The sequence below is a fragment of the Caballeronia sp. HLA56 genome (assembly GCF_054655155.1).
Genome location: NZ_BAAHOB010000005.1, coordinates 3,156,291 through 3,177,812, shown reverse-complemented (window position 1 = coordinate 3,177,812; position 21,522 = coordinate 3,156,291). Strand labels below are relative to the sequence as shown.

Annotated in this window: 20 protein-coding genes; 10 read left to right on the top strand and 10 right to left on the bottom strand. The window is 62.0% G+C overall.

Features of this window, described 5'->3' with window-relative positions; all coding sequences use genetic code 11:
- Positions 1–17: 17 nt before the first annotated feature.
- The 4 genes from ACYQ47_RS34295 to ACYQ47_RS34280 are packed head-to-tail and all read right to left on the bottom strand — an operon-like array spanning position 18 to position 3,748.
- Positions 18–740: a PqiC family protein gene (locus ACYQ47_RS34295; RefSeq protein ID WP_250491787.1), complete on the bottom strand. Its 723-nt coding sequence runs from the start codon at positions 738–740 to the stop codon at positions 18–20.
- Positions 737–2,404, bottom strand: coding sequence for a PqiB family protein (locus ACYQ47_RS34290; RefSeq protein WP_250463054.1), 1,668 nt, complete (start codon positions 2,402–2,404; stop codon positions 737–739). Before ACYQ47_RS34290 ends, ACYQ47_RS34295 begins: the two co-directional genes overlap by 4 nt.
- Positions 2,397–3,086 carry a paraquat-inducible protein A gene (locus ACYQ47_RS34285; RefSeq protein WP_250508562.1) on the bottom strand — a complete coding sequence of 230 codons (690 nt, stop codon included), beginning with the start codon at positions 3,084–3,086 and terminating at the stop codon, positions 2,397–2,399. The genes ACYQ47_RS34290 and ACYQ47_RS34285 overlap by 8 nt, the downstream gene beginning before the upstream one ends.
- Positions 3,083–3,748 carry a paraquat-inducible protein A gene (locus ACYQ47_RS34280; protein ID WP_244827012.1) on the bottom strand — a complete coding sequence of 222 codons (666 nt, stop codon included), beginning with the start codon at positions 3,746–3,748 and terminating at the stop codon, positions 3,083–3,085. Before ACYQ47_RS34280 ends, ACYQ47_RS34285 begins: the two co-directional genes overlap by 4 nt.
- A 498-nt stretch (positions 3,749–4,246) precedes the next feature.
- Between ACYQ47_RS34280 and ACYQ47_RS34275 the strand changes: the two genes are divergently transcribed.
- The 3 genes from ACYQ47_RS34275 (at position 4,247) to ACYQ47_RS34265 (ending at position 6,142) form a co-directional block, all read left to right on the top strand.
- Complete coding sequence (locus ACYQ47_RS34275; protein ID WP_244827013.1) at positions 4,247–4,816, top strand: cytochrome b; 570 nt, start codon at positions 4,247–4,249, stop codon at positions 4,814–4,816.
- A 119-nt stretch (positions 4,817–4,935) separates the two neighbouring features.
- A complete protein-coding gene (locus ACYQ47_RS34270; RefSeq protein WP_244827014.1) occupies positions 4,936–5,499 on the top strand; it encodes a YceI family protein in 564 nt (187 codons plus the stop codon).
- A gap of 124 nt (positions 5,500–5,623) precedes the next feature.
- Positions 5,624–6,142, top strand: coding sequence for a YceI family protein (locus ACYQ47_RS34265; protein ID WP_244827958.1), 519 nt, complete (start codon positions 5,624–5,626; stop codon positions 6,140–6,142).
- Positions 6,143–6,274: 132 nt separating this feature from the next.
- Here ACYQ47_RS34265 and secF read toward each other — a convergent pair whose 3' ends face one another.
- From secF to queA, 5 genes are all read right to left on the bottom strand, one after another.
- Positions 6,275–7,225, bottom strand: a complete 951-nt coding sequence (gene secF / locus ACYQ47_RS34260; protein ID WP_250463062.1) for a protein translocase subunit SecF — start codon at positions 7,223–7,225, stop codon at positions 6,275–6,277.
- A gap of 26 nt (positions 7,226–7,251) precedes the next feature.
- Positions 7,252–9,324, bottom strand: a complete 2,073-nt coding sequence (gene secD / locus ACYQ47_RS34255; RefSeq protein ID WP_244827016.1) for a protein translocase subunit SecD — start codon at positions 9,322–9,324, stop codon at positions 7,252–7,254.
- Between the two features lie 123 nt (positions 9,325–9,447).
- Positions 9,448–9,774, bottom strand: coding sequence for a preprotein translocase subunit YajC (gene yajC, locus ACYQ47_RS34250; RefSeq protein WP_244827017.1), 327 nt, complete (start codon positions 9,772–9,774; stop codon positions 9,448–9,450).
- A 222-nt stretch (positions 9,775–9,996) separates the two neighbouring features.
- Positions 9,997–11,157 carry a tRNA guanosine(34) transglycosylase Tgt gene (gene tgt / locus ACYQ47_RS34245; protein WP_250491790.1) on the bottom strand — a complete coding sequence of 387 codons (1,161 nt, stop codon included), beginning with the start codon at positions 11,155–11,157 and terminating at the stop codon, positions 9,997–9,999.
- 111 nt (positions 11,158–11,268) lie between these two features.
- On the bottom strand, positions 11,269–12,321 hold the full coding sequence (gene queA / locus ACYQ47_RS34240; protein ID WP_459909197.1) for a tRNA preQ1(34) S-adenosylmethionine ribosyltransferase-isomerase QueA: 1,053 nt from the start codon (positions 12,319–12,321) through the stop codon (positions 11,269–11,271).
- An 84-nt stretch (positions 12,322–12,405) separates the two neighbouring features.
- Here queA and recG point away from each other — a divergent pair, with 84 nt between their 5' ends.
- The 7 genes from recG (at position 12,406) to ACYQ47_RS34205 (ending at position 20,549) form a co-directional block, all read left to right on the top strand.
- Entirely contained in the window at positions 12,406–14,823 is a 2,418-nt protein-coding gene (gene recG / locus ACYQ47_RS34235) for an ATP-dependent DNA helicase RecG (RefSeq protein WP_459909195.1), read from the top strand.
- A gap of 140 nt (positions 14,824–14,963) precedes the next feature.
- Entirely contained in the window at positions 14,964–15,923 is a 960-nt protein-coding gene (locus ACYQ47_RS34230) for a hydrogen peroxide-inducible genes activator (protein ID WP_244827021.1), read from the top strand.
- 335 nt (positions 15,924–16,258) lie between these two features.
- Positions 16,259–17,743: a catalase gene (locus ACYQ47_RS34225; protein WP_459909193.1), complete on the top strand. Its 1,485-nt coding sequence runs from the start codon at positions 16,259–16,261 to the stop codon at positions 17,741–17,743.
- Between the two features lie 20 nt (positions 17,744–17,763).
- Positions 17,764–17,922, top strand: a complete 159-nt coding sequence (locus tag ACYQ47_RS34220; RefSeq protein WP_244827023.1) for a hypothetical protein — start codon at positions 17,764–17,766, stop codon at positions 17,920–17,922.
- 196 nt (positions 17,923–18,118) lie between these two features.
- Positions 18,119–18,607: a Dps family protein gene (locus ACYQ47_RS34215; protein WP_244827024.1), complete on the top strand. Its 489-nt coding sequence runs from the start codon at positions 18,119–18,121 to the stop codon at positions 18,605–18,607.
- Between the two features lie 139 nt (positions 18,608–18,746).
- On the top strand, positions 18,747–19,604 hold the full coding sequence (gene ubiA / locus ACYQ47_RS34210; RefSeq protein ID WP_244827025.1) for a 4-hydroxybenzoate octaprenyltransferase: 858 nt from the start codon (positions 18,747–18,749) through the stop codon (positions 19,602–19,604).
- A gap of 114 nt (positions 19,605–19,718) precedes the next feature.
- Positions 19,719–20,549, top strand: coding sequence for an FkbM family methyltransferase (locus ACYQ47_RS34205; protein WP_250463073.1), 831 nt, complete (start codon positions 19,719–19,721; stop codon positions 20,547–20,549).
- 149 nt (positions 20,550–20,698) lie between these two features.
- On the opposite strand, the gene proC is transcribed toward ACYQ47_RS34205, so the two are convergent.
- Positions 20,699–21,511, bottom strand: a complete 813-nt coding sequence (gene proC, locus ACYQ47_RS34200) for a pyrroline-5-carboxylate reductase (protein ID WP_250491795.1) — start codon at positions 21,509–21,511, stop codon at positions 20,699–20,701.
- Between the last annotated feature and the right edge of the window lie 11 nt (positions 21,512–21,522).

The following is a 21,522-nucleotide window of genomic DNA, read 5'->3' as shown; positions in this document are numbered from 1 at the left end:
CGCAAGCCATCGGCAAATTACAGGGGACGCCGCGCGTGGGTGTCGTCTGGTGACAACGCCGCCAGATTCCCCGCCGGGCACGGCAAGAGCGGCGCACTCGGCGGGCTGGCGGGCGTCTTGCCCTTCGCGGACGACGACACGGCGGGCGCGGGCGGCAGCGCGGCGACACTTCGCACGCCGCTCGAAATCGCCGATGCAATCTCGCTCACCGCCTGCCGATGCCCGTCGACGAGCGCATCGAAACCATCGCCGACGCGTTCCTGCGCCACGGTCCGGCACGTGAGCGTCGTCTGCGCTCCCGCCGATGTCTGCACGCTCCACACGGCGTCGATCACGGCCCGCGAGCCCGGCCACGATTCGAAGCGCTGCACGTTCACCTTCACGCGATACAGCGGCGTTCCTTCCGGCCGCGCCGTGCCCGAGACATCGATTGCCCCGAGCTGGCGTGTCAGATCCGCGGACAGCGCGCGCCGCATTTCGTCGGACGGCAGCGAGGCCCAGCGTTCCGTTTCGAGCACCTTGACCTGCGCGGGGCTCGTCTGCACGACCAACTGGTTGCGCGTGACCTGCTGCGGCATGTCCACCGGCGCGAGTTCGAAATAGAGCGAGGCCGGCTGCGCGGGCGCCGCGCCCGGCGCGTCCGTTCCGGTGAGCGTGTAGAAGCGGCTCGACGGCGACGAGGCGCAGGCGGCGAGCACGCCTGCCGCGCCCAGAGTCAACAACGACGCGACGAACCTCATGGCTTTTCTCCCGTTTTCCCGCGCAACAGCGATTCCGGATGGCGTTCCAGATAATCGGCGAGCGCATTGAGCGATTGCAGCGTCCGCGTGAGTTCCTGCATGGCCTGACGCACGTCGGACTGGACCGGCGAATCTTGCGAAAGCGTCGATTGCGCCGCGCCGAAGGTTTTCTGCGCCTCGGTCAGCGTGCTGCGCATTTCCGGCACGACTTCCGTATCGAGTTGCTTGAAGAGCGCATTGGCCTGCTTGAGCGAGCCGTTCAGATTCGTGCCGATCTCGTCGAACGGAATCTTGTCGAGCTTGCGGGCGATGTCGGCGATCTGCAATTGCAATTCGTCGAGCGTGTTCGGCACGGTCGGCAACTCGATCGGGTCTGTGTTGGCGAGCACCTTCGCGGCCGGCGCCTTCGGGAAGAAGTCGAGCGCGACGTAAAGCTGGCTCGTCAGCAAATTGCCCGTGCGCAACTGGCCGCGCAGACCGCGCTTGACGAGCAGATTGAGCATGTCCTGGCTCGCCGGCGACCCCTTGTCGGGGAGCGCTTCCTTCGCGCGCCGGCCGAGGCGGTCCGGATAGAGGTCGATCGTCACCGGCATCATGAAGGAATGCGATTCCTGGTCGTAGCGCACGCCGATACCCGTCACCTGACCGAGCACGATGCCGCGGAAATCGACCGGCGCGCCGACCGACAAGCCGCGCAGCGACTGATTGAAGTTCATCACCACGTGCACGGGTTCGCCGTCCGGATCGCGCATGGCGTCGGCCTGGTCGGCGGCGAGGCGGAACGTGGAGTTGTCCTTTGCCTGCGCACCCGACTGCTGGTTCGGCGGCGTCTGGAACGCAATGCCGCCGAGAATCACCGTCGCGAGCGACTGCGTGTTCAGCGTGAAGCCGCTCGAATCCAGGCGCAGATCCACGCCGCTCGCATGCCACCAGCGCGAATTGCCGCCTACGTATTGATCGTAGGGCGAATTGACGAACACTTGCATGGTGACGCCGGTGCCGTCCTTGTCGAGCGAAAACGCCGTCACCTGACCGACCTGCACGCGCCGGTAATAGACCGGCGAGCCGATATCCAACGAACCGAGGGATTCTCCGTGCAGCGTGAAAGTGTGGCCTTTCTGATCCGCCGTGACGGCGGGCGGCGTCTCCAGCCCGACGAAATAGCTCTGATCCTCGGAGGACTTGCCCGCATCGACACCGATATACGCACCCGAGAGCAAGGTGGACAACCCCGTCACCCCGCTTGCCGCCACGCGCGGGCGCACGACCCAGAAGCGCGTGTCCTTCACGGCGAAATCGGTGGCTTCCTTGGTGAGTTGCACATCGACGAGTACGCGTGAATGGTCTTTCGACAACGTGATCGACTTGACCGTGCCGATGTCCACGTCCTTGTACTTCACCTTGGTCTTGCCGGTCTCGAGCCCTTCCGCGCTGACGAAGCTGATGGTCACCGTCGGTCCACGGCTCGTCACCGTCTTGACCACCAGAAAGATGCCGATCAACGCCGCCACGAGCGGAATGACCCACACGAGCGAAGGCAGCCAGCGGCTGCGTGGCTCGATCACCGGTTCCGGCAGATTGGGCGGCAGTCCGCCGCCTTGTTTCGACGGCTCGTCACCACGCGTGGATTCGTTCGGCCCGTTCGGCCCCTGGCCACTAGTCATGTTTCTTTCCTGACGGTTCTATGTTGTCCCATATGAGGCGCGGGTCGAATTGCATGGATGCGAGCATGGTAAGCACGACCACCGAAGCGAAGGCGATGGTTCCCGGTCCCGCCGTGATGACCGCGAGCGACTTGAAACGCACCAGCGCGACGGTGAGCGTGACCACGAAGACGTCGAGCATCGACCATCGTCCGATGCCTTCGACGATTCTAAAGAGCGTGGTCCGCTGGCGCGGTCGCCACACCGAGCGTCGCTGTACGCTGATGAGCAGGAAGCCGAGCGTGGCGAGCTTCATCATCGGTACGAGAATGCTGGCGATGAAGATGATTGCCGCGAGCGGATAGTCGCCATCGTTCCAGAAGAGCGCGACGCCCGACATGATGGTGTCGTCCTCGGAGCCGAGAATGGACGACGTGTGCATGACCGGAAACAGGTTTGCCGGAATGTACAAAATCGCCGCGCTGATAAGAAGTGCCCACGTGCGCGCGATGGCATCCGGGTGCCGCCGGTGCACGACCGCGTCGCAGCGCGTGCAGCGCTGTCTTTCGATGGTATGCGCGAGCGGCTGCACCAGACCGCATGCGTGGCACGCCACGACGTTCTGGCGCGATGCCGTGGTGTAGAGCGTAGGCGGAGGCGCTGCGGGTTCATCGACGGCCGCGCTGGTTTGATCCGGATTCATGATTTCTGCCTCACCGTCGGTGCGATGCGTTGTCTGCGTTCCGCGCGCTTGGGCAACCTTTCGGCGATATCCCACAGCCGTTGCGGATCGAAGCTCACGACCACGGCGACCATCAGCGTCAGCGCGCCGAAAGCGAACAGCGCGGCTTCGGGAATCACGCGCGCGAGACTCACCATCTTCACGAGCGTGACGAGCACGCCGAGCATGAACACCTCGATCATTCCCCACGGACGCACGAACTGAATGGTGCGTAACGTGGCATTGAAGCCCGGCGGCACGTAACCCGCGCGCAGCGGCACGAGCACGTAGAGCAGCGCGAGCAGTTCGGCGAGCGGCGCGAAGATGGTGGCGAAGAACACCAGCACCGCGATGATCTCCATCTGCTCGTTCCACAAGGAAACGATTGCACCGATCAGCGTGGTCTGCGAAGTGATGCCGTTGGCGTCCAGTTCGACGATGGGAAACGCCTGCGCGATCACGAAGGTGATCAGCGCGGCGAGCGTCATGGCGCTGATGCGATCGAGATTGCCCGCGATACTGCGATAGAGCAGCGCACCGCAACGCGGACAGCGCGCCGACGTATGCCGAGGCAACGCGCGCTTCTTGAAAAGCGCGTCACATTCGTGGCACGCAATGAGTTCATCCGGTTCGTTCTCGTTCATGGTCTGAAGCCGAGCCTTCTGATGCGGGTTGATCTGGCGCCGCGAAGATCGGCTCGGAGCGAGCACAGCAAATTACGAGCCAGCGCGATCGGAAGCAGCATGGTAACAAACGTCGCGGGACTGACGCTTATCTGGCGGCGCGGACAGGTGGTGGACGCGGTGAAATGAGCGCGGGAATATTGGCGCATGCTCCATCGTTATCTCTCATTGGGCGTCGGTCGGGCGTCCGTCGGGCGTGTGATTGGCGTCTTGCAGGGCGTGCGGGCGACTGAAGCCGAATGAATCAATCGACCGTTGCATGGGCGGAATAGTTCGTTGCAACAGTGCGACGTAGCAGCAAAAGAGCGCGCAGCGTCAATGGCGGCGGGGCTTTGCGGCTATTGGGCAGACACCTCGCACGCGCTGGCAATTCCGTATTGTTGATGTAGGATTGCGGCCTTGAAGACCCGTCGTTCCGGACGGCCAGCCGCATAACGATGAATATCAGGGTGAAGCAAAATGGAAAGCAGCGTTCGCATCGCGTCGGCTCAGTCGACCGGACGATACAGCGCCACGGCAATCGGCCTGCACTGGCTGATTGCGTTGCTGATCGTATGCGGCTTTTATCTCGGCTGGATCATGACGGACATTCCGGGGTTCACGCCGACCAAGCTCAAGTATTTTTCGTGGCACAAGTGGATTGGCGTGACCGTGTTCGCGCTTGCCGTTCTGCGGCTCGTGTGGCGCGCCACGCATCGCGCGCCGCCGATGCCCGTCGACATGCCGGGCTGGCAGAAGGGCGCGGCGCATCTCACGCATTTCCTCCTTTACGCACTCATGCTGGTGATTCCCGCATCGGGTTATCTTTATAGTTCCGCGGCCGGCTTGCAGGTGGTTTATCTCGGCGTGTTGCCGTTGCCAACCATCATCGGGCCGGACAAGGCTTTGAAGGCGACGCTGAGAATCGTGCATATTGCGCTGAACTACACGTTGCTCTTCTTCGTCGTGATGCACGTGCTCGCGGCACTCAAGCATCATTTCGTCGATCGCGATGGCTTGCTCGGCCGCATGCTTCCGTTTCTGCGCTAAGCCGCCGATGCGATTGTTTCCTGTGCGTTGGCAAGGCGTTTCCCGCCTGCTGTTTGTTCCAGCATTCTTTTGATTTCCAATACCGGATGTTCGTCGGACCCGATCAGGAAAAGGTACACATGAAAGTGAAACTCAATCGTTGGATGCTGGCCGCCGTATCGGCGAGCTCGCTTGCGCTCGCCATCGGCGCACATGCGCAAGTGGACGTGAGCAAGAGCAGCGTGACCGCGACATCGAAGCAGATGAACGTGCCCACGGACGGCAAGTTCAACAAGTTCACGGCGCAGATTTCGTTCGATCCGGCCAAGCCCGCCGCCGGCAGCGCGAATATCACGATCGATACCGGCAGCTACGATCTCGGCGACGACGACTACAACAAGCAGGTGCGCGGCAAGGAATGGTTCGATGCCGCGACCTATCCGACCGCCACGTTCGTTTCGAGCGCCATTGCGCCGGCGGGCGGCAATCAATACAAGGTGACGGGCAAAATCACCATCAAGGGCAAGTCGCAGACGGTCACGGTGCCCGTGACCATCACGCAGCAGGGCGCAACGGAAACGTTCGACGGCTCGCTGCCGATCAAGCGCAACCAGTTCGACATTGGAACGGGTGAATGGAAAGACACGTCGGTGGTCGCCGACGATGTCGTCATCAAGTTTCATATCGTCGCCGCGAAGAAGTAAGCGGCCGACTCAAGCAAATCAAAGCCAACTCATTGCATCGCAACGATTCAACCAGGAGAAGCACTTGAACAAATTTTCCGTTTTCGCCGCAGGCGCGCTTGCAGCCAGCCTTTCGTTCAGCGCAATGGCCGCTGATACCTACCAGCTCGATCCCAACCACACGTATCCGAGCTTCGAATCCGATCACTTCGGCGGCGTGTCCACGTGGCGCGGCAAGTTCAACAAGAGCAGCGGCACCGTCGTGCTCGATCGCGCGGCAAAGACCGGCACGGCTGAAGTGACGATCGACATTGCATCGATCAACACCGGCAACGCGAAGCTCGACGAGCATCTGCAAAAAGCCGAATTTTTCGATGTCGCCAAGTACCCGACCGCGGTGTACAAGGGCACGTCGATCCGCTTCAACGGCGACACGCCGGTTGAAGTCATCGGCACGCTGACCATGCACGGCGTGACCAAGCCGCTCAACCTGAAGCTCGACACCTTCAAGTGCTTCGTCAATCCGATGATGAAGAAGGAAGTGTGCGGCACGGAAGCGTCGGCGACGTTCGATCGCGGCGACTTCGGCATGGACTACGGCAAGTCGTACGGCTTCAGCCTGAAGACGACGCTGCATATCCAGGCCGAAGGCGTGAAGCAGTAAGTTTCATCGATTGTGGAATGAAACCGCCTCGCGTGCTGTACGTGAGGCGGTTTTTTTGCGCCCGCGCCAAATGCGAAGGGCCGGTCTCCTTTCGAAGACCGGCCCTTTGCTTGTCCATCGTTACGACGCGCCTTAAACCTGAGCGCCCGCGTTCGGATCGTTCGGATCGAACCTGTCCTTCTTGTCCTTGACGAGATCTTCGCGCTTCACGCCCAGCCACATCGCGAGCGCGGCAGCCACGAACACCGACGAGTAGATACCGAACAGAATACCCACCGTCAGCGCCAGCGCGAAGTAATGCAGCGTCGGACCGCCGAAGAAGAACATCGAGAGCACCATCATTTCCGTACAGCCGTGAGTGATGATGGTTCGCGACATCGTGCTCGTGATCGCGTGGTTGATGACCTCGATCACCGTCATCTTGCGCTGCTTGCGGAAGGTTTCACGAATCCGGTCGAAGATAACCACCGACTCGTTCACCGAATAGCCGAGCACCGCGAGAATCGCCGCCAGCACGGACAGCGAGAACTCCCACTGGAAGTAAGCGAAGAAGCCGAGAATGATCACCACGTCGTGCAAGTTGGCGATAACGCCCGCCACCGCATACTTCCACTCGAAGCGGAACGACAGATAGATCACGATGCCGATCACCACGCAAGCCAGCGCCAACAGCCCGTTGGTCACGAGTTCCTTGCCCACCTGGGGCCCGACGAACTCGACACGTTGCAGTGTGACTTGCGGGTCGTTGACCTTGAGCGCGGTGATCACCTGATCGCTCTGCTGCGCCGACGTGAGGCCTTGCTTGATCGGCAAACGGATGAGCACGTCGCGCGATGTGCCGAAGTTCTGCACTTGCGCATCGGCGTAACCGAGCCTGGCCATGGTGCCGCGCACGGGTTCGAGCGGCACGGCTTGCGGATACTGCACCTCGATGACCGTTCCGCCCGTGAACTCCACCGACAGATGCAGGCCTCGATGCACGAGGAAAAAAACGGCCGCGAGGAACGTGATGAGCGAGATCGCGTTGAAGATCAACGCGCGCTGCATCAACGGCAAGTCGCGGCGAATGCGGAAGAATTCCATGTTTCGTTTCTCCGGGGTTCAGTCAATCAGCGGGGCGAACCCGGTTTTTCCTCATCGATGCCAGGACCAGAACGGCGGCGCACGCTCGGCTTGCCGCCGCGCGCAGGCGTCTGAACCTGAGCACGCGGCGCCGCGACGGGAACAGCCGTCTTGGTCTTGCCTTTCGCCGTCTTGATGATTTCGTCGACGGGCGAATCGTCACCGCGTTGGGCGGCGAGATACGCGGCCGCCGCAGCTTCGGTGTTGCCGCCTTCCGGGCGCCACACCTGACCGATAGCCAGCGACTTCAGCTTCTTCTTGCCGCCGTACCACAGGTTCACGAGGCCGCGCGAGAAGAACACCGCCGAGAACATCGAGGTCAGAATGCCGATACAGTGCACGACCGCGAAGCCGCGTACCGGACCCGAGCCGAACGCGAGCAGCGCGAGACCGGCGATCAGCGTGGTGACATTCGAGTCGAGAATGGTCGCCCAGGCGTGCTTGAAACCTTCCTGTATCGCCGTTTGCGGCGGCGCGCCGTTACGCAGTTCTTCGCGGATACGTTCGTTGATCAGCACGTTCGCGTCGATCGCCATGCCGAGCGCAAGCGCAATAGCCGCGATACCCGGCAAGGTCAGCGTGGCCTGCAGCATGGAGAGGATCGCGACGAGCAGCAGCAGGTTGACCGACAGCGACAACATGGAGATCAGGCCGAACAGCATGTAGTACACGATCATGAAGATGGCGATCGCGGCGAAACCGTACTGCACCGAATCGAAGCCCTTCTTGATGTTGTCGGCGCCAAGGCTCGGCCCGACCGTGCGCTCCTCGATGATGTCCATTGGCGCTGCGAGCGAACCGGCGCGCAAGAGCAGCGCGAGATCCGTGGCGGCTTGCGGCGTCGGCTGGCCGGTAATCTGGAAGCGGTCGCCGAGTTCGGACTGGATGGTCGCGACCGTCAGCACTTCGCCCTTGCCCTTTTCGAACAGAACCATGGCCATCGGCTTGCCGATGTTGTCGCGCGACACGCTCGACACCGCGCGGCCGCCGGCCGAGTCGAGGCGAAGATTCACGGACGGACGCTGATGATCGTCGAAGCCCGTGGACGCGTCGATGATGCGGTCGCCCGTGAAGATGATCTGCTTGCGCAGGAACACGGTGCGGTCGCCTTGCTTGAACGCTTCGTCGCCCGGCGGCACCGGGTCGGTCGCGTTTCCGTAGGTGTTCACGGGATCGGCGAGACGTGCTTCGAGCGTCGCCGTGCGGCCGATGATGTCCTTTGCCTTCGCCGTGTCCTGCACGCCCGGCAGCTCGACGACGATCCGGTCCGAACCCTGTTGCTGAATCACGGGCTCGGCCACGCCGAGTTCGTTGACGCGGTTATGCAGCGTCGTGATGTTTTGCTTGAGCGCGCCGTCTTCCACCGTGCGCTGCGTGCCCGGCGTGAAGGTGCCGACCACCTGGTAGCCGTCGCCGCCCTGACGCGTGGTCCATTGCAATTCGGCGACGCCCGTCGTGAGCAACGTGCGCGCGTTGTCGGCCGCGGCCGCATCGGCGAAATTCACCACCACCGATTGCCCCACGCGATTCACGCCGCCATCGCGGATATTGCGGTCGCGCAGGTAAGTGCGCGCGTCGGCGGCGTCGGAATCGAGCTTCTTGTTGAGCGCGCCGGCCATGTCCACTTGCAGCAGGAAGTGCACGCCGCCGCGCAAGTCGAGACCGAGGTACATTGGCAATGCATGCAGCGCGGAGAGCCAGCGCGGCGATGCGCTCTGCAGGTTCAGCGCGACGATGTACTGCGGGTCGGTCGGGTCGCTGTTCAGCGCCTTCGTGATGATGTCTTTCGCATGCAACTGCGTGTCCGTGTCTTTCAGACGCACACGAATGTTCGCACTCGCCGACGAGTTGTCGAACGTGACTTCGTCGGACTGGATCTTTGCCGCGGCGAGCGCGCTCTCGACAGTCGAAAGCGTGGCGGAGTCGAGCTTGACGGTTGCCTTGCCGCTCGATACCTGCACGGCAGGCGCTTCGCCGAAGAAATTGGGAAGCGTGTAGACGAGACCGATGACGAGCGCCACCAGCATCACGACATATTTCCAGAGGGGATAACGATTCATGGGGATGGCCGAACGGAAAGTTGGCTGCGGGGGAGGGGGCGTCCGGCGTCATGCGCTGCGAACCGCATGGGAAGACCCGGTGGCTCGGTGGCGAGGCCGCGCCGGACGCGAAGGAACGTGGCCTTACAGCGCTTTGATGGTGCCCTTCGGGAGAATGGTCGTGACGGCAGCCTTCTGCACGGTGATTTCCGTGCCTTCGGCGATTTCAACGCCAACGTAAGCTTCCGACACCTTCGTGACCTTGCCGACGATGCCGCCGTTCGTGACGACTTCATCGCCCTTGGCCATGGCCGACAGCATGTTGCGATGCTCTTTCTGACGCTTCATCTGCGGACGGATCATGATGAAGTACAACACGGCGAACATCAGGATCAGCGGCAGGAAGCTCATCAGGCTCGATTCCGCGCTGCTGGCGGTGCCTTGTGCAAAGGCATTGGAAATGAACGACACGTTGGTCTCTCCGTTAATACGTTCAGAATTGCGTTCGAAATGACGTTCGCAAATGCGTTTGAAAACCTGGGCCAGAAATTAGCCCGATATTCTACCACTCGCAGCGCCCCTCAAATGGCTGGAATGCGCTTTGGCATCAAGCCGTTACCGCGACTTTCGAGAGTCCGTTGCGAGCGACGGAAAGGCGATTGTAATGCTTGTCCGGGCGATATCCGTCCCGCCTTAGTCGACGCCGCGCGCCCGATTCTCCGCGAACGTCTTGCGAAATGCCTCGAACGTGTGCGTTTCGATGGATTGGCGCACTTCGCCGATAAGTTCCAGGTAGTAATGCAAGTTGTGAATGGTGTTCAGCTGCGCGCCCAGAATTTCTCCGACGCGATGCAGATGGTGCAGATAAGCGCGCGTGAAATTGCGGCACGTATAACAACCGCAGCTTTCGTCGAGCGGCTTTTGCGAGTTCTTGTGCGTCGCGTTCTTGATCTTGAGGTCGCCGAAGCGCGTGAAGAGCCAGCCGTTGCGCGCGTTGCGCGTGGGCATCACGCAATCGAACATGTCGACGCCTGCGGCCACGCCCGCGACCAGATCTTCCGGTGTGCCGACGCCCATCAAATAATGCGGCTTGTCGGCGGGCAGCTTCGGGCCGATGTGATCGAGCACGCGCATCATGTCCTCCTTCGGTTCGCCGACCGAAAGGCCGCCTATCGCGAGCCCATGGAAGCCTATTTCCGAGAGACCCGCGAGCGACTCGTCGCGCAAGTCCTCGAACATGCCGCCCTGCACGATGCCGAACAGCGCGTTCGGATTGCCGAGCCCGTTGAACTCGTCGATGGAGCGCTTCGCCCAGCGCATGGACATGCGCATGGAGTCGGCGGCTTCCTGGTGCGTCGTCGGTACGCCGTTCGTGGCGTAAGGCGTGCACTCGTCGAACTGCATGACGATGTCTGAATTCAGCACCTTCTGGATCTGCATCGACACTTCGGGCGAGAGAAAGAGTTTGTCGCCATTGATCGGCGAAGCGAACGTCACGCCTTCTTCCGTGATCTTGCGCAGTTCGCCCAGCGAAAACACCTGAAAGCCGCCCGAGTCCGTGAGAATGGGACGGTTCCATCCCATGAACCTGTGCAGCCCGCCATGCGCGCCGATGGTCTCGAGACCCGGACGCAGCCAAAGATGAAACGTGTTGCCGAGGATGATCTGCGCGCGAATCTCTTCGAGTTCGCGCGGCTGGATTGCCTTGACGGTGCCGTAGGTGCCGACCGGCATGAAGATCGGCGTTTCGACGACGCCGTGATTCAGCGTCAGACGGCCGCGACGCGCCTGTCCGTCGGTGGCGAGCAGTTCGAACTTGAGGCCGTTGTCGGGCGGAGTGTGATTCTCGGTCATTGTGGTTCCTGGGCCGCCGGGGAGCGCAGAGATTGTCGCCATGGTAAGCGCTGTCGCTGGCCATGGAAGTCAAGCCGTCAGCTTCGGTCGATACGTCCGGCGCGTAGATGGTTAAGTTTGGGAATGGCGAGTCAAAAGCATGGCATCGCCATAACTGAAGAAGCGGTATTTCTCGTCGATGGCGTGCTGGTAAGCCGCGCGGATCGCGTCCATGCCGGCGAAGGCGGACACGAGCATCAGGAGCGTCGACTTCGGCAAATGGAAATTGGTGACGAGCCGGTCGACCACGCGGAAGGTGTAGCCCGGCGTGATGAAGATATCCGTCTCGGCGCTCGTCGCGGCGAGCGGGCGGCCGGCTTCGGCGGCGTCGCGGGCGGCGGCTTCCAGCGCGCGCATGGACGTCGTGCCCACGGCGATCACGCGATTGCCGCGCGCCTTCACCGCCGCGATTTTATCGACGAGCGACTGCGGCAACTCGTACCACTCGCTGTGCATCTTGTGCTCGGCGATATTGTCCACGCGTACCGGCTGAAACGTGCCCGCGCCGACGTGCAGCGTGAGCGTGGCGCGTTCGACTCCACGCGCGTCGAGCCGGGCGAAGAGGGCATCGTCGAAATGGAGGCCCGCTGTCGGCGCCGCCACCGCGCCGGGATTCGCTGCGTAGACGGTCTGATAACGCGTTTCGTCGTAGGCGTCGGGGTCGTGCTCGATATACGGCGGAAGCGGCAAGCGCCCGTATTGCTCGATGAGCGTCAGGCATTCGGCCGGAAAATGCAGCGTATAGAACGGTTCGACGCGCTCGCCGACGGTGACATCGAATGCATCGGCGAGGCGAATGGTCGTGCCCGGCCCGGGACTCTTGCTCGCGCGAATCTGCGCAAGCGCGGTGGTTGCGCCCGTCAGACGCTCTACCAACACTTCGACGTGTCCGCCACTGGCCTTCTGGCCGAGGAAGCGCGCCTTGAGTACTTTGGTATCGTTGAAGACGAGCAGATCGCCGGCGTCGAGCCGGTTCGGCAGATCGGAGAAACGCCGGTCGATGAGCGTGGCCGGCGAAACGCGATTATCCACTTCGAGCAGACGGCTCGCGCTGCGCTCGGTGAGCGCACTCTGCGCGATCAGCTCGGGCGGCAGATTAAAATCGAAATCGGAAAGCGTGAACATGGCGTTTGATAGTTGCCCGATGTTGCCTGAGGGCGGCACAGGCGCGCCGACCAAAACCCCATATTGTACTTGCGAAGAGAGCAGATGCCCTTGTCCGACCGCCGCGTGACTTCTCCCGACGAAGCGTTTCCGAGCGCCGAAGACAGCGGCGCGCGTGTCGAAGGGAAGGCCGCGCGCACGCGGAAGAAAGCGCCGAAGCCGGTCATGGCGGGCACGATCCAGCCGGAAGGCGAGGTGCGGGCGTCCGCGCTCGACGACGGTGATTCGCAGCCGACTGCTTCGGCGGCGAAGGCTCAAGACGCGGGTTTCGACAGCGCCGCCGAAACCTTCGAGGAGCCGAGCGAGGCGGACGCGCACTCCACTCGCGCCGCCCAACCCGCGTCGGCCGCGAAAACTGGGAACGCCGGTCTGACTAGCGCCGGCAAAACCGCGCCCAAGCTCGTCAAACCCGCCGACAAGCTCGCCAAGCTCGGCTTGAAGACCGACATCGACCTCGTCTTGCATCTGCCGATGCGCTATGAAGACGAAACGTCGCTCACGCCAATCGCCGAACTCATTCCCGGCGACATCGCGCAGTCGGAAGGCGTCGTGTTCGATAACGAGATCGCGTATCGGCCGAAGCGGCAATTGCTCGTGAAGATTCGCGACGATGCCGGCGACGACCTGACGCTGCGCTTTCTCAACTTCTACGGTTCGCAAGTCAAGCAGATGTCCGTCGGCGTGCGCCTGCGCGTGCGCGGCGACGTGCGCGGCGGCTTTTTCGGCCTGGAGATGGTGCACCCGGTCGTGCGCCCCGTCGATGACGACACGCCGCTGCCGCAAGCGCTCACGCCCGTCTATCCGGCGACCGCGGGCGTCTCGCAGGCGTATCTGCGCAAGGCGATCGACAGCGCGCTCTTTCGCGTGTTTCTGCCGGAGTTGCTGCCCGAGCCGATCGCGCGCGCGCATCTCGCCCCGCTCAACGTGCCCGGCCTGCTCGACGCGGTGCGCACGCTGCATCATCCGCGCGCGGATTCCGACGAAACCGCGCTCATCGACGGCACGCATCCGGCGTGGACGCGCATCAAGTTCGAGGAACTGCTCGCGCAGCAGTTGTCGCTCAAGCGCGCGCACGCCGAGCGCCGCACTCGCGCCGCGCCTGCCATGCCGCGCCGTGCCGCTGGCGATTCCGCCTCGCTCGTCGTGCGTCTACTGAAAGCGCTGCCGTTTTCGCTGACCGGCGCGCAGCAGCGCGTCAGCGCGGAAATCGCGCACGAACTGACGCTCGCGCATCCGATGCAACGTCTTTTGCAAGGCGATGTCGGCAGCGGCAAGACCATCGTCGCGGCGCTCGCGGCGGCGCAGGCCATCGACGCCGGTTATCAGGCCGCGCTCATGGCGCCGACCGAAATTCTCGCGGAACAGCACGCGCGCAAGCTGCGCGGCTGGCTCGAACCGCTCGGCGTGTCGGTCGCGTGGCTCGCCGGCAGTCTCAAAGCCCGGGACAAACGCAGCGCAAGCGAGGCCGCCGCGCTCGGCACCGCGCACCTCGTCATCGGCACGCACGCGATCATTCAGGACTCGGTCGAGTTCGCGCGTTTGGGCCTCGTGATCGTGGATGAGCAGCATCGCTTCGGTGTCGCGCAGCGGCTTGCGCTGCGGGCGAAGGCGCAGAAAGCATCGAACGGGGCGAAGGACTTCCAGCCGCATCAGCTGATGATGTCCGCGACGCCGATCCCCCGAACGCTCGCCATGACCTATTACGCCGATCTCGATGTCTCGACCATCGACGAATTGCCGCCTGGCCGCACGCCGATTCTCACGAGAATCGTCTCCGACAGCCGCCGCGACGAGATCATCGGCCGCGTGCGCGAGGCGGCGCTGACTGGCCGGCAAGTTTATTGGGTGTGTCCGCTGATCGAGGAAAGCGAGACGCTGCAGTTGCAAACCGCCGTCGAGACTTACGAAACGCTCGTCGCGGCGCTGCCCGAACTGCGCGTCGGGCTGGTTCACGGTCGGCTTGCGCCCGCTGAAAAGGCGGCGGTCATGGACGCCTTCTCGCGTAACGAAGTGCAATTGCTGGTCGCGACCACGGTGATCGAAGTGGGCGTGGACGTGCCGAATGCATCGCTGATGGTGATCGAGCATGCGGAGCGTTTCGGGCTCGCGCAGCTGCATCAGTTGCGTGGACGCGTGGGGCGCGGCAGCGCCGCTTCCGTGTGCGTGCTGATGTACGCGAATCCGCTCTCGCAAACCGCGCGCTCCCGGTTGCAAACGATGCGCGAAACGACCGATGGCTTCGAGATCGCCCGCCGCGATCTTGAAATTCGCGGTCCCGGCGAGTTTCTCGGCGCGCGCCAGTCCGGTGAGGCGATGCTGCGTTTTGCCAGCCTCGAAAACGACGGCTGGCTGATCGAACCCGCGCGCGCGGCCGCGGATCGCATGCTCGAAGCATTCCCGGACGCCGTTACGCGCCATCTCACCCGCTGGCTGGGCGTGCGCGAACAGTATTTAAAAGCATGATGGATGAACTTGAGCAGGCGTCGTCGGTCCCTATTTGCTAAATACACAGCCGCGTTTGCAATAGCCGCGAGAGTTGTCGAATTGCGCTTGGCGGGTGTATAAGATAAACCTATCGAATCAATGTATTCCATTGGCCTCCAATGACGCTCACTGAACTGAAGTACATCGTCGCGGTTGCGCGCGAGCGGCACTTTGGCCGCGCCGCCGAAGCGTGCTTCGTCAGCCAGCCGACGCTGTCGGTGGCAATCAAGAAGCTCGAAGACGAACTCAACGTGCAGATCTTCGAGCGCGGCACGAGCGAAGTCAGCGTGACGCCCATCGGCGAGCAGATCGTCACGCAGGCGCAGCGCGTGCTCGAACAGACGCTCGCCATCAAGGAAATCGCCAAACAGGGCAAGGACCCGCTTGTCGGACCGCTGCGCCTAGGCGTCATTTATACGATCGGGCCGTATCTGCTGCCGACGCTCGTCAAGCAGATGATCAAGGCGGTGCCGCAGATGCCGCTAATGCTCCAGGAAAACTACACGCTCAAGCTGATCGAACTGCTGAAGCAGGGCGAGATCGATGTGGCGATCATGGCGCTGCCATTTCCCGAAACGGGCCTCATGGTGCGCGCGCTGTACGACGAGCCGTTCGTCGTCGCCATGCCTTCGGGTCATGCGTGGGAAAACCGCGCGAAGATCGATCCGGACGATTTGAAGCAGGAAACCATGCTGCTGCTCGGCAGCGGCCATTGCTTCCGCGATCACGTTCTCGGCGTGTGTCCGGAGCTGATGCGCTTCTCGCAGAACGCGGACGGCATTCAAAAGACCTTCGAAGGCTCGTCGCTGGAAACCATCCGGCACATGGTGGCAAGCGGCGTCGGCATCACGGTCCTGCCGCGTATGTCGGTGCATGAAGTGAAGCCGCACGCGGCGGGCATCGATTCCGGCCTGCTTAGTTACGTCGCGTTCGATGACCCCGTCCCGGACCGGCGCGTCGTGCTGGCGTGGCGCAAGAGCTTCACGCGCGTGCCTGCCATCGACGCGATCAGTGATGCCATCGCTGCCTGCGATTTGCCTGGCGTGAGAAAGCTGGACATACCAGTGGCGGTGAACTGAGTTCGCCGCAAGTTTCACGTTTCATTGCAAAGCCGTGCCTTCATCGAAGTCACGGCTTTTTTATTTGGGTGCCGCCCCCAGCTATCGAATAGATAAATTCAATCAAATTTTTGTTTTCGATAGTTTTCTATAAGATTCCTCCATCGACAGCGCTTGGCCACTCCGGCCAAGCCCACGGAGGAACGTCATGCACCGCCGCGCCGCCATCGCCAAATCATGGAACGAACTGCGCCATGTCGCCGTGCGCGTTCTAGCGGACTTCGCCCGCGTCGCCTGAATCTCGGCGAACCGTCGCATCACTCATCTCAAGCCAACGCAAAAACAGGAGTATCACGATGACCAACGAACGCCTCACGACTGCCGCTGGCGCACCCGTCGGCGACAATCAGAATTCGCAAACCGCCGGTCCGCGCGGTCCCGTGACCTTGCAGGATTTTTGGTTGATCGAAAAACTCGCGCATTTCGACCGCGAAGTGATTCCCGAGCGCCGCGTGCATGCAAAGGGTTCGGGCGCCTTCGGTACGTTCCGCGTCACGCACGACATCTCGCGCTATACGAAAGCCAAGATTTTCTCGGAGATCGGCAAGGAAACGCCGATTTTCATGCGCTTCTCGACGGTGGCAGGCGAACGCGGCGCCGCCGATGCCGAACGCGACGTGCGCGGCTTCTCCATCAAGTTCTACACCGAGGAAGGCAACTGGGACGTGGTCGGCAACAACACGCCGGTGTTCTTCATCCGCGATCCGCTGAAATTTCCCGACTTCATCCACACGCAGAAGCGCGACCCATACACGAACACGCGCAGCAATGTCGCCGCTTGGGATTTCTGGTCGCGTCATCCGGAATCGCTGCATCAAGTGACGATTCTCATGAGCGATCGCGGTATTCCGAAGAATTATCGGCAGATGCATGGCTTCGGCTCGCACACGTTCTCGTTCATCAACGCCGATAACGAGCGCTTCTACGTGAAGTTCCACTTCAAGTCGCAGCAGCCGCTCGAAAACTACACGGATGCCGAAGCCGGCGCCGTGATCGCGAACGATCGGGAAAGCGCGCAGCGCGATCTGGTCGACAACATCGATCGTGGCGAGTTTCCGCGCTGGAATTTCCGCATTCAGGTGATGAGCGAGGAGGAAGCGGCGCGCTATCGCATCAATCCGTTCGATGTCACCAAGGTGTGGCCGCACAAGGACCATCCGCTGATCGATGTCGGCGTGATCGAATTGAACCGCAATGCGCAGAACTATTTCGCGGAAGTCGAGCAGGCCGCGTTCACGCCCGCCAACGTGGTGCCGGGCATCGGCTTCTCGCCGGACCGCTTGCTGCAAGGGCGCCTCTTCTCTTATGGCGACACGCAGCGCTATCGGCTTGGCATCAATCATCATCAGATTCCGGTGAATGCGCCGCGCGTGCCGGTGGCGAATGCATTTCATCGCGATGGCGGAATGCGCGTCGACGGCAATCTCGGATCGCGCGTCAATTACGAGCCGAACCGCTTTGGCGAATTCGCGCAGGACGCGAGCGTGAACGAGCCGCCGCTCGCGGCGGGGACGGTGTATCGCTTCGATCACCGTGAGGACGACGACTACTACAGCCAGGCAGGCGCGCTTTTCCGTCTCTTCGACGAAGCGCAGCGCGAGCGGTTCTTCGGCAATATCGCGCGGCATATCTTCGGCGTACCGGATGAGATCGTCGCGCGTCAGATCGAACACTTCCGCCGCGCGGACCCGGCTTATGCGGCAGGCGTGATAGATGCTCTTATCAAGCTCGGACAGAAAGTAGCCGTGAAGCAGGACGAGGAAGATACGGCGGCCGCGTGATCGGCCAGGGAGAAACGACCATGAATCAGGCATTCAACACCATCGAGCAGGCCATGAAACATATCGAAGCCACTAGTCGCAAAGTGCGCGTGACGCTTGCGTTTGGCGCCGTCGCGATGGGTTACGGGCTCGTCGTTGCCAGTGCATTGCATGGCGCGGGCGCGGGCGTTTTTGCCTGAGGCAGGACGTCTATCGACACGAAGACAGGCCGCTCTGTCAGCACGACGCGGCGGCCTGTCTTCCATGCATGCAAAGCCGCGCCATATAAAAAAGTGACCTTGTTTCTACGATAAACTAGCGGACGGTCTGTAGCTTCGCGCCTCGCTTGAGCAATAGGCGCACTCAACGTTCGAATCACACTTTCACGGAGTCAATATGGCGAACAAAGACGCTGCACCTCCCGTCAACATCGGCATCAACGACGAGGATCGCAAGAAGATCGCCGACGGGCTGTCCCGTCTGCTGGCCGACACGTACACGCTATACCTGAAGACGCATAATTTTCACTGGAACGTCACGGGGCCGATGTTCAACACGCTCCATCTGATGTTCGAGACGCAATACAACGAACTCGCACTCGCCGTGGATGCCATCGCCGAACGTATTCGCGCGCTGGGCGTGCATGCACCGGGCAGCTACAAAGACTTCGCGCGGCTGTCGACCATTCCGGAAGCGGATGGCGTGCCCTCGGCCGAAGAGATGATTCGCCAGTTGGTACAAGGTCAGGAAGCGGTGGTGCGCACGGCGCGCGAAATCTTCCCCGCGACGGACGCCGCCAACGACGAGCCGACCGCCGACTTGCTCACGCAGCGCATGCAGACGCATGAGAAGACCGCGTGGATGTTGCGCGCCATGCTGGCCTGACGTCTCGGCTTCAAACGCTTGGAAAGCTTCAAACGCTTCGATGAAAACCCCGTGCGCGGGGTTTTTTTGTGGGCGCAATGCGCGGGCTTGCGCCAGCACGCTGGTCTAAAATAGGCGATCGAACTTTCGCTGCCTTGCCATGCTCGCCCGCCTTCCGCTGTATATGCGCCTCGTGCGCCTGGATAAACCCATCGGCAGCCTGCTGCTGTTGTGGCCGACGCTCAACGCATTGTGGATCGCGTCCAACGGGCATCCTTCGCCAATGCTGCTCGTCATCTTCGTGATCGGCACCATTCTCATGCGCTCGGCGGGCTGCGCCATCAACGACTACGCCGACCGCGATTTCGACCGCTACGTGAAGCGTACGGCCGAGCGTCCGATCACGTCGGGCAAGATCAAGGCATGGGAAGCGGTGGCGCTCGCGGCGGCTTTATCGCTCCTTGCGTTTTTGCTGATTCTGCCGCTCAACACACTCACGAAAGAGCTGTCGGTGTTCGCGCTGTTCGTCGCGGGCAGCTATCCCTTCACCAAGCGATTCTTCGCCATACCGCAGGCGTATCTCGGCATTGCGTTCGGCTTCGGCATTCCCATGGCGTTTGCCGCCGTGCAGAATCACGTGCCCGCGCTCGCGTGGATCATGCTCGCGGCCAACGTGTTCTGGTCGGTGGCCTACGACACCGAATACGCCATGGTCGATCGCGACGACGACATCAAGATAGGCATCCGTACATCGGCGCTCACTTTCGGGCGATACGACGTGTTCGCCGTCATGCTTTGCTATGCCGTGACGCTCGCCATCTATGTGGGCATAGGCGTGGCGCTTGGCTTTGGCTGGGCGTACTGGCTCGGCTGGCTTGCCGCCGCGGCATGCGCCGTCTATCACTACGCGCTGATTCGCGAGCGCGACCGCATGGGATGTTTCGCTGCGTTCAAACATAACAACTGGCTCGGCGGCATGTTGTTCGTGGGAATTGCGCTGCATTACGCGCTGGCTTGATGCGCCGAATGATGCCGACTGGCATCTTTATGACAGTTTTCGGGCCATCGACTGATTGCGCGAAGCCGTCCAATGGCTAGACTCTTGCGGATTTACTTACACGCTTAAAACCGCATGAGTCACATCGAGCGCCCCATCGCCTTCATTCTCGCCGCGTCAAACCATGGCACGCTGATCGTCAATCGCAACGACTTCAACGCCGTGCAGAACGCCGTATCGAACTACACCTACGGCGTCGGGCATCAGATCCTCAGCAAGTCCAGCTTCGATCCGCAAGAAGTGCAGTTCGTGCTCTCTCTTCTCGCGCTGCGTCGTCGTTATTTCGGTGACGGCGTATTCGCCATAGACGGCGGCGCGAATATCGGCGTGCATTCCGTGGAATGGGCGCGTCACATGAACGGCTGGGGACGCGTGCTGAGTTTCGAGGCGCAGGAGATCATCTACTACGCGCTGGCCGGCAATCTCGCGCTCAACAACTGCCTCAATGCGAGGGCCAGGCTGGCTGCATTGGGTGAGTCCGTGGGCGAGATCGGCATTCCGCAACCGGATTACTTCTCTTCGGCGAGCTTCGGCAGTCTGGAAATCAGGCCGCGCGAGCACACCGAGTTCATCGGCCAGGCTATCTCTTACGATGCCGCCGCAAGCACGACGGTGCCGATGATCAGTATCGACTCCCTGAAGCTCGAACGCGTCGATCTTCTGAAGATCGACGTCGAAGGCATGGAAATGGATGTGTTGAGAGGCGCGCGCGAGACCTTGCTTCGATGCAAGCCTGCGCTTTTGGTCGAATGGATCAAGGGCAGCGAGAACGATATTCGCGACTATCTGAGAGGCGTTGGCTACGAGACGTTTTATTCGGTCGAACCGAATGTGCTTGCCATCGCCAAGGGTGATCCGCTGCATGCTCATTTGAACGAGCGCGATGGCGTGCTCAATATCGGTTGAGCGAGCTCGCGCGGCGGCGGTGAGCGCGAGCGAATCCTTCAATGCGCGGGTGCGAAGCCCGCGCACCTCGAAAGATTTACGTGTTGCCGTGCCGCCAGTTCCTTTTGTGCGCATGCGAGTTGCCAGCGCACCGCGCACGATTCACGTTTTCACAAGCCGCCCAACTCGTCACCCATCTCCTTCGCGCGCGCCTGCGCCGCAAGCGCGCCACGCACGATGGCGTCCTTCACACCTTCAGCCTCGAACGATGCCAGCGCCGCCGCCGTCGTGCCGCCTTTCGATGTCACCCGTTCGCGCAGCACGCTCGCCGCTTCGCCCGATTGCGCGGCAAGCTGTGCCGCGCCGGTGAAGGTCGCCACCGCGAGTTCGCGGCCCTGGGCTTCGTCAAGGCCGAGTGCGCGCGCGGCTTCCTGCATCGCTTCGATGAAGTAGAACACGTAGGCCGGACCGCTGCCGGAAATAGCGGTGACGGCATCGAGTTTCGCTTCGTCGTCGAACCAGACGGAGGAGCCCACCGCTTCCAGAACTTGCGATGCCAGCGCCTTCGCGTCGTCGCTCACGCCCGGCAGCGCGGCGAGTCCGGTCACGCCCATGCCGATCAGCGCGGGCGTATTCGGCATGGTCCGCACGATCTGCGTATAGCCGTTCAGCCAGCGCGACAGATCCGTCGCGCGAATGCCCGCCGCGATGCTGATGATGGTTTGCTTCGACAGATGCGGCGCGAGCGATTCGGCCACGCTCTTGAGCACTTGCGGCTTCACGGCAAGCAAGATCGCGTCGTAGGCCGCGAGTTTCTCGTCGATGGCCGCGCCCGTCGCAATGCCGAACTGCTTCGCGGTGCGTTCGCGCGCTTCGTCGTTGATATCGACGGCATAGATATCCGCCGGCGCGACGCCGCGCTTGACCAGACCGCCGATGAGCGCGGCAGCCATGTTGCCACCGCCGATGAATGCAATTTTCATGGTGAAGTAGT

Bases quoted from the DNA above. Each gene is read 5' to 3' on its own strand.
- ACYQ47_RS34295 (WP_250491787.1), bottom strand. From the start codon at position 740: ATGAGGTTCGTCGCGTCGTTGTTGACTCTGGGCGCGGCAGGCGTGCTC.
- ACYQ47_RS34290 (WP_250463054.1), bottom strand. From the start codon at position 2,404: ATGACTAGTGGCCAGGGGCCGAACGGGCCGAACGAATCCACGCGTGGT.
- ACYQ47_RS34285 (WP_250508562.1), bottom strand. From the start codon at position 3,086: ATGAATCCGGATCAAACCAGCGCGGCCGTCGATGAACCCGCAGCGCCT.
- ACYQ47_RS34280 (WP_244827012.1), bottom strand. From the start codon at position 3,748: ATGAACGAGAACGAACCGGATGAACTCATTGCGTGCCACGAATGTGAC.
- ACYQ47_RS34275 (WP_244827013.1), top strand. From the start codon at position 4,247: ATGGAAAGCAGCGTTCGCATCGCGTCGGCTCAGTCGACCGGACGATAC.
- ACYQ47_RS34270 (WP_244827014.1), top strand. From the start codon at position 4,936: ATGAAAGTGAAACTCAATCGTTGGATGCTGGCCGCCGTATCGGCGAGC.
- ACYQ47_RS34265 (WP_244827958.1), top strand. From the start codon at position 5,624: ATGGCCGCTGATACCTACCAGCTCGATCCCAACCACACGTATCCGAGC.
- secF (WP_250463062.1), bottom strand. From the start codon at position 7,225: ATGGAATTCTTCCGCATTCGCCGCGACTTGCCGTTGATGCAGCGCGCG.
- secD (WP_244827016.1), bottom strand. From the start codon at position 9,324: ATGAATCGTTATCCCCTCTGGAAATATGTCGTGATGCTGGTGGCGCTC.
- tgt (WP_250491790.1), bottom strand. From the start codon at position 11,157: ATGACCGAGAATCACACTCCGCCCGACAACGGCCTCAAGTTCGAACTG.
- queA (WP_459909197.1), bottom strand. From the start codon at position 12,321: ATGTTCACGCTTTCCGATTTCGATTTTAATCTGCCGCCCGAGCTGATC.
- recG (WP_459909195.1), top strand. From the start codon at position 12,406: ATGCCCTTGTCCGACCGCCGCGTGACTTCTCCCGACGAAGCGTTTCCG.
- ACYQ47_RS34230 (WP_244827021.1), top strand. From the start codon at position 14,964: ATGACGCTCACTGAACTGAAGTACATCGTCGCGGTTGCGCGCGAGCGG.
- ACYQ47_RS34225 (WP_459909193.1), top strand. From the start codon at position 16,259: ATGACCAACGAACGCCTCACGACTGCCGCTGGCGCACCCGTCGGCGAC.
- ACYQ47_RS34220 (WP_244827023.1), top strand. From the start codon at position 17,764: ATGAATCAGGCATTCAACACCATCGAGCAGGCCATGAAACATATCGAA.
- ACYQ47_RS34215 (WP_244827024.1), top strand. From the start codon at position 18,119: ATGGCGAACAAAGACGCTGCACCTCCCGTCAACATCGGCATCAACGAC.
- ubiA (WP_244827025.1), top strand. From the start codon at position 18,747: ATGCTCGCCCGCCTTCCGCTGTATATGCGCCTCGTGCGCCTGGATAAA.
- ACYQ47_RS34205 (WP_250463073.1), top strand. From the start codon at position 19,719: ATGAGTCACATCGAGCGCCCCATCGCCTTCATTCTCGCCGCGTCAAAC.
- proC (WP_250491795.1), bottom strand. From the start codon at position 21,511: ATGAAAATTGCATTCATCGGCGGTGGCAACATGGCTGCCGCGCTCATC.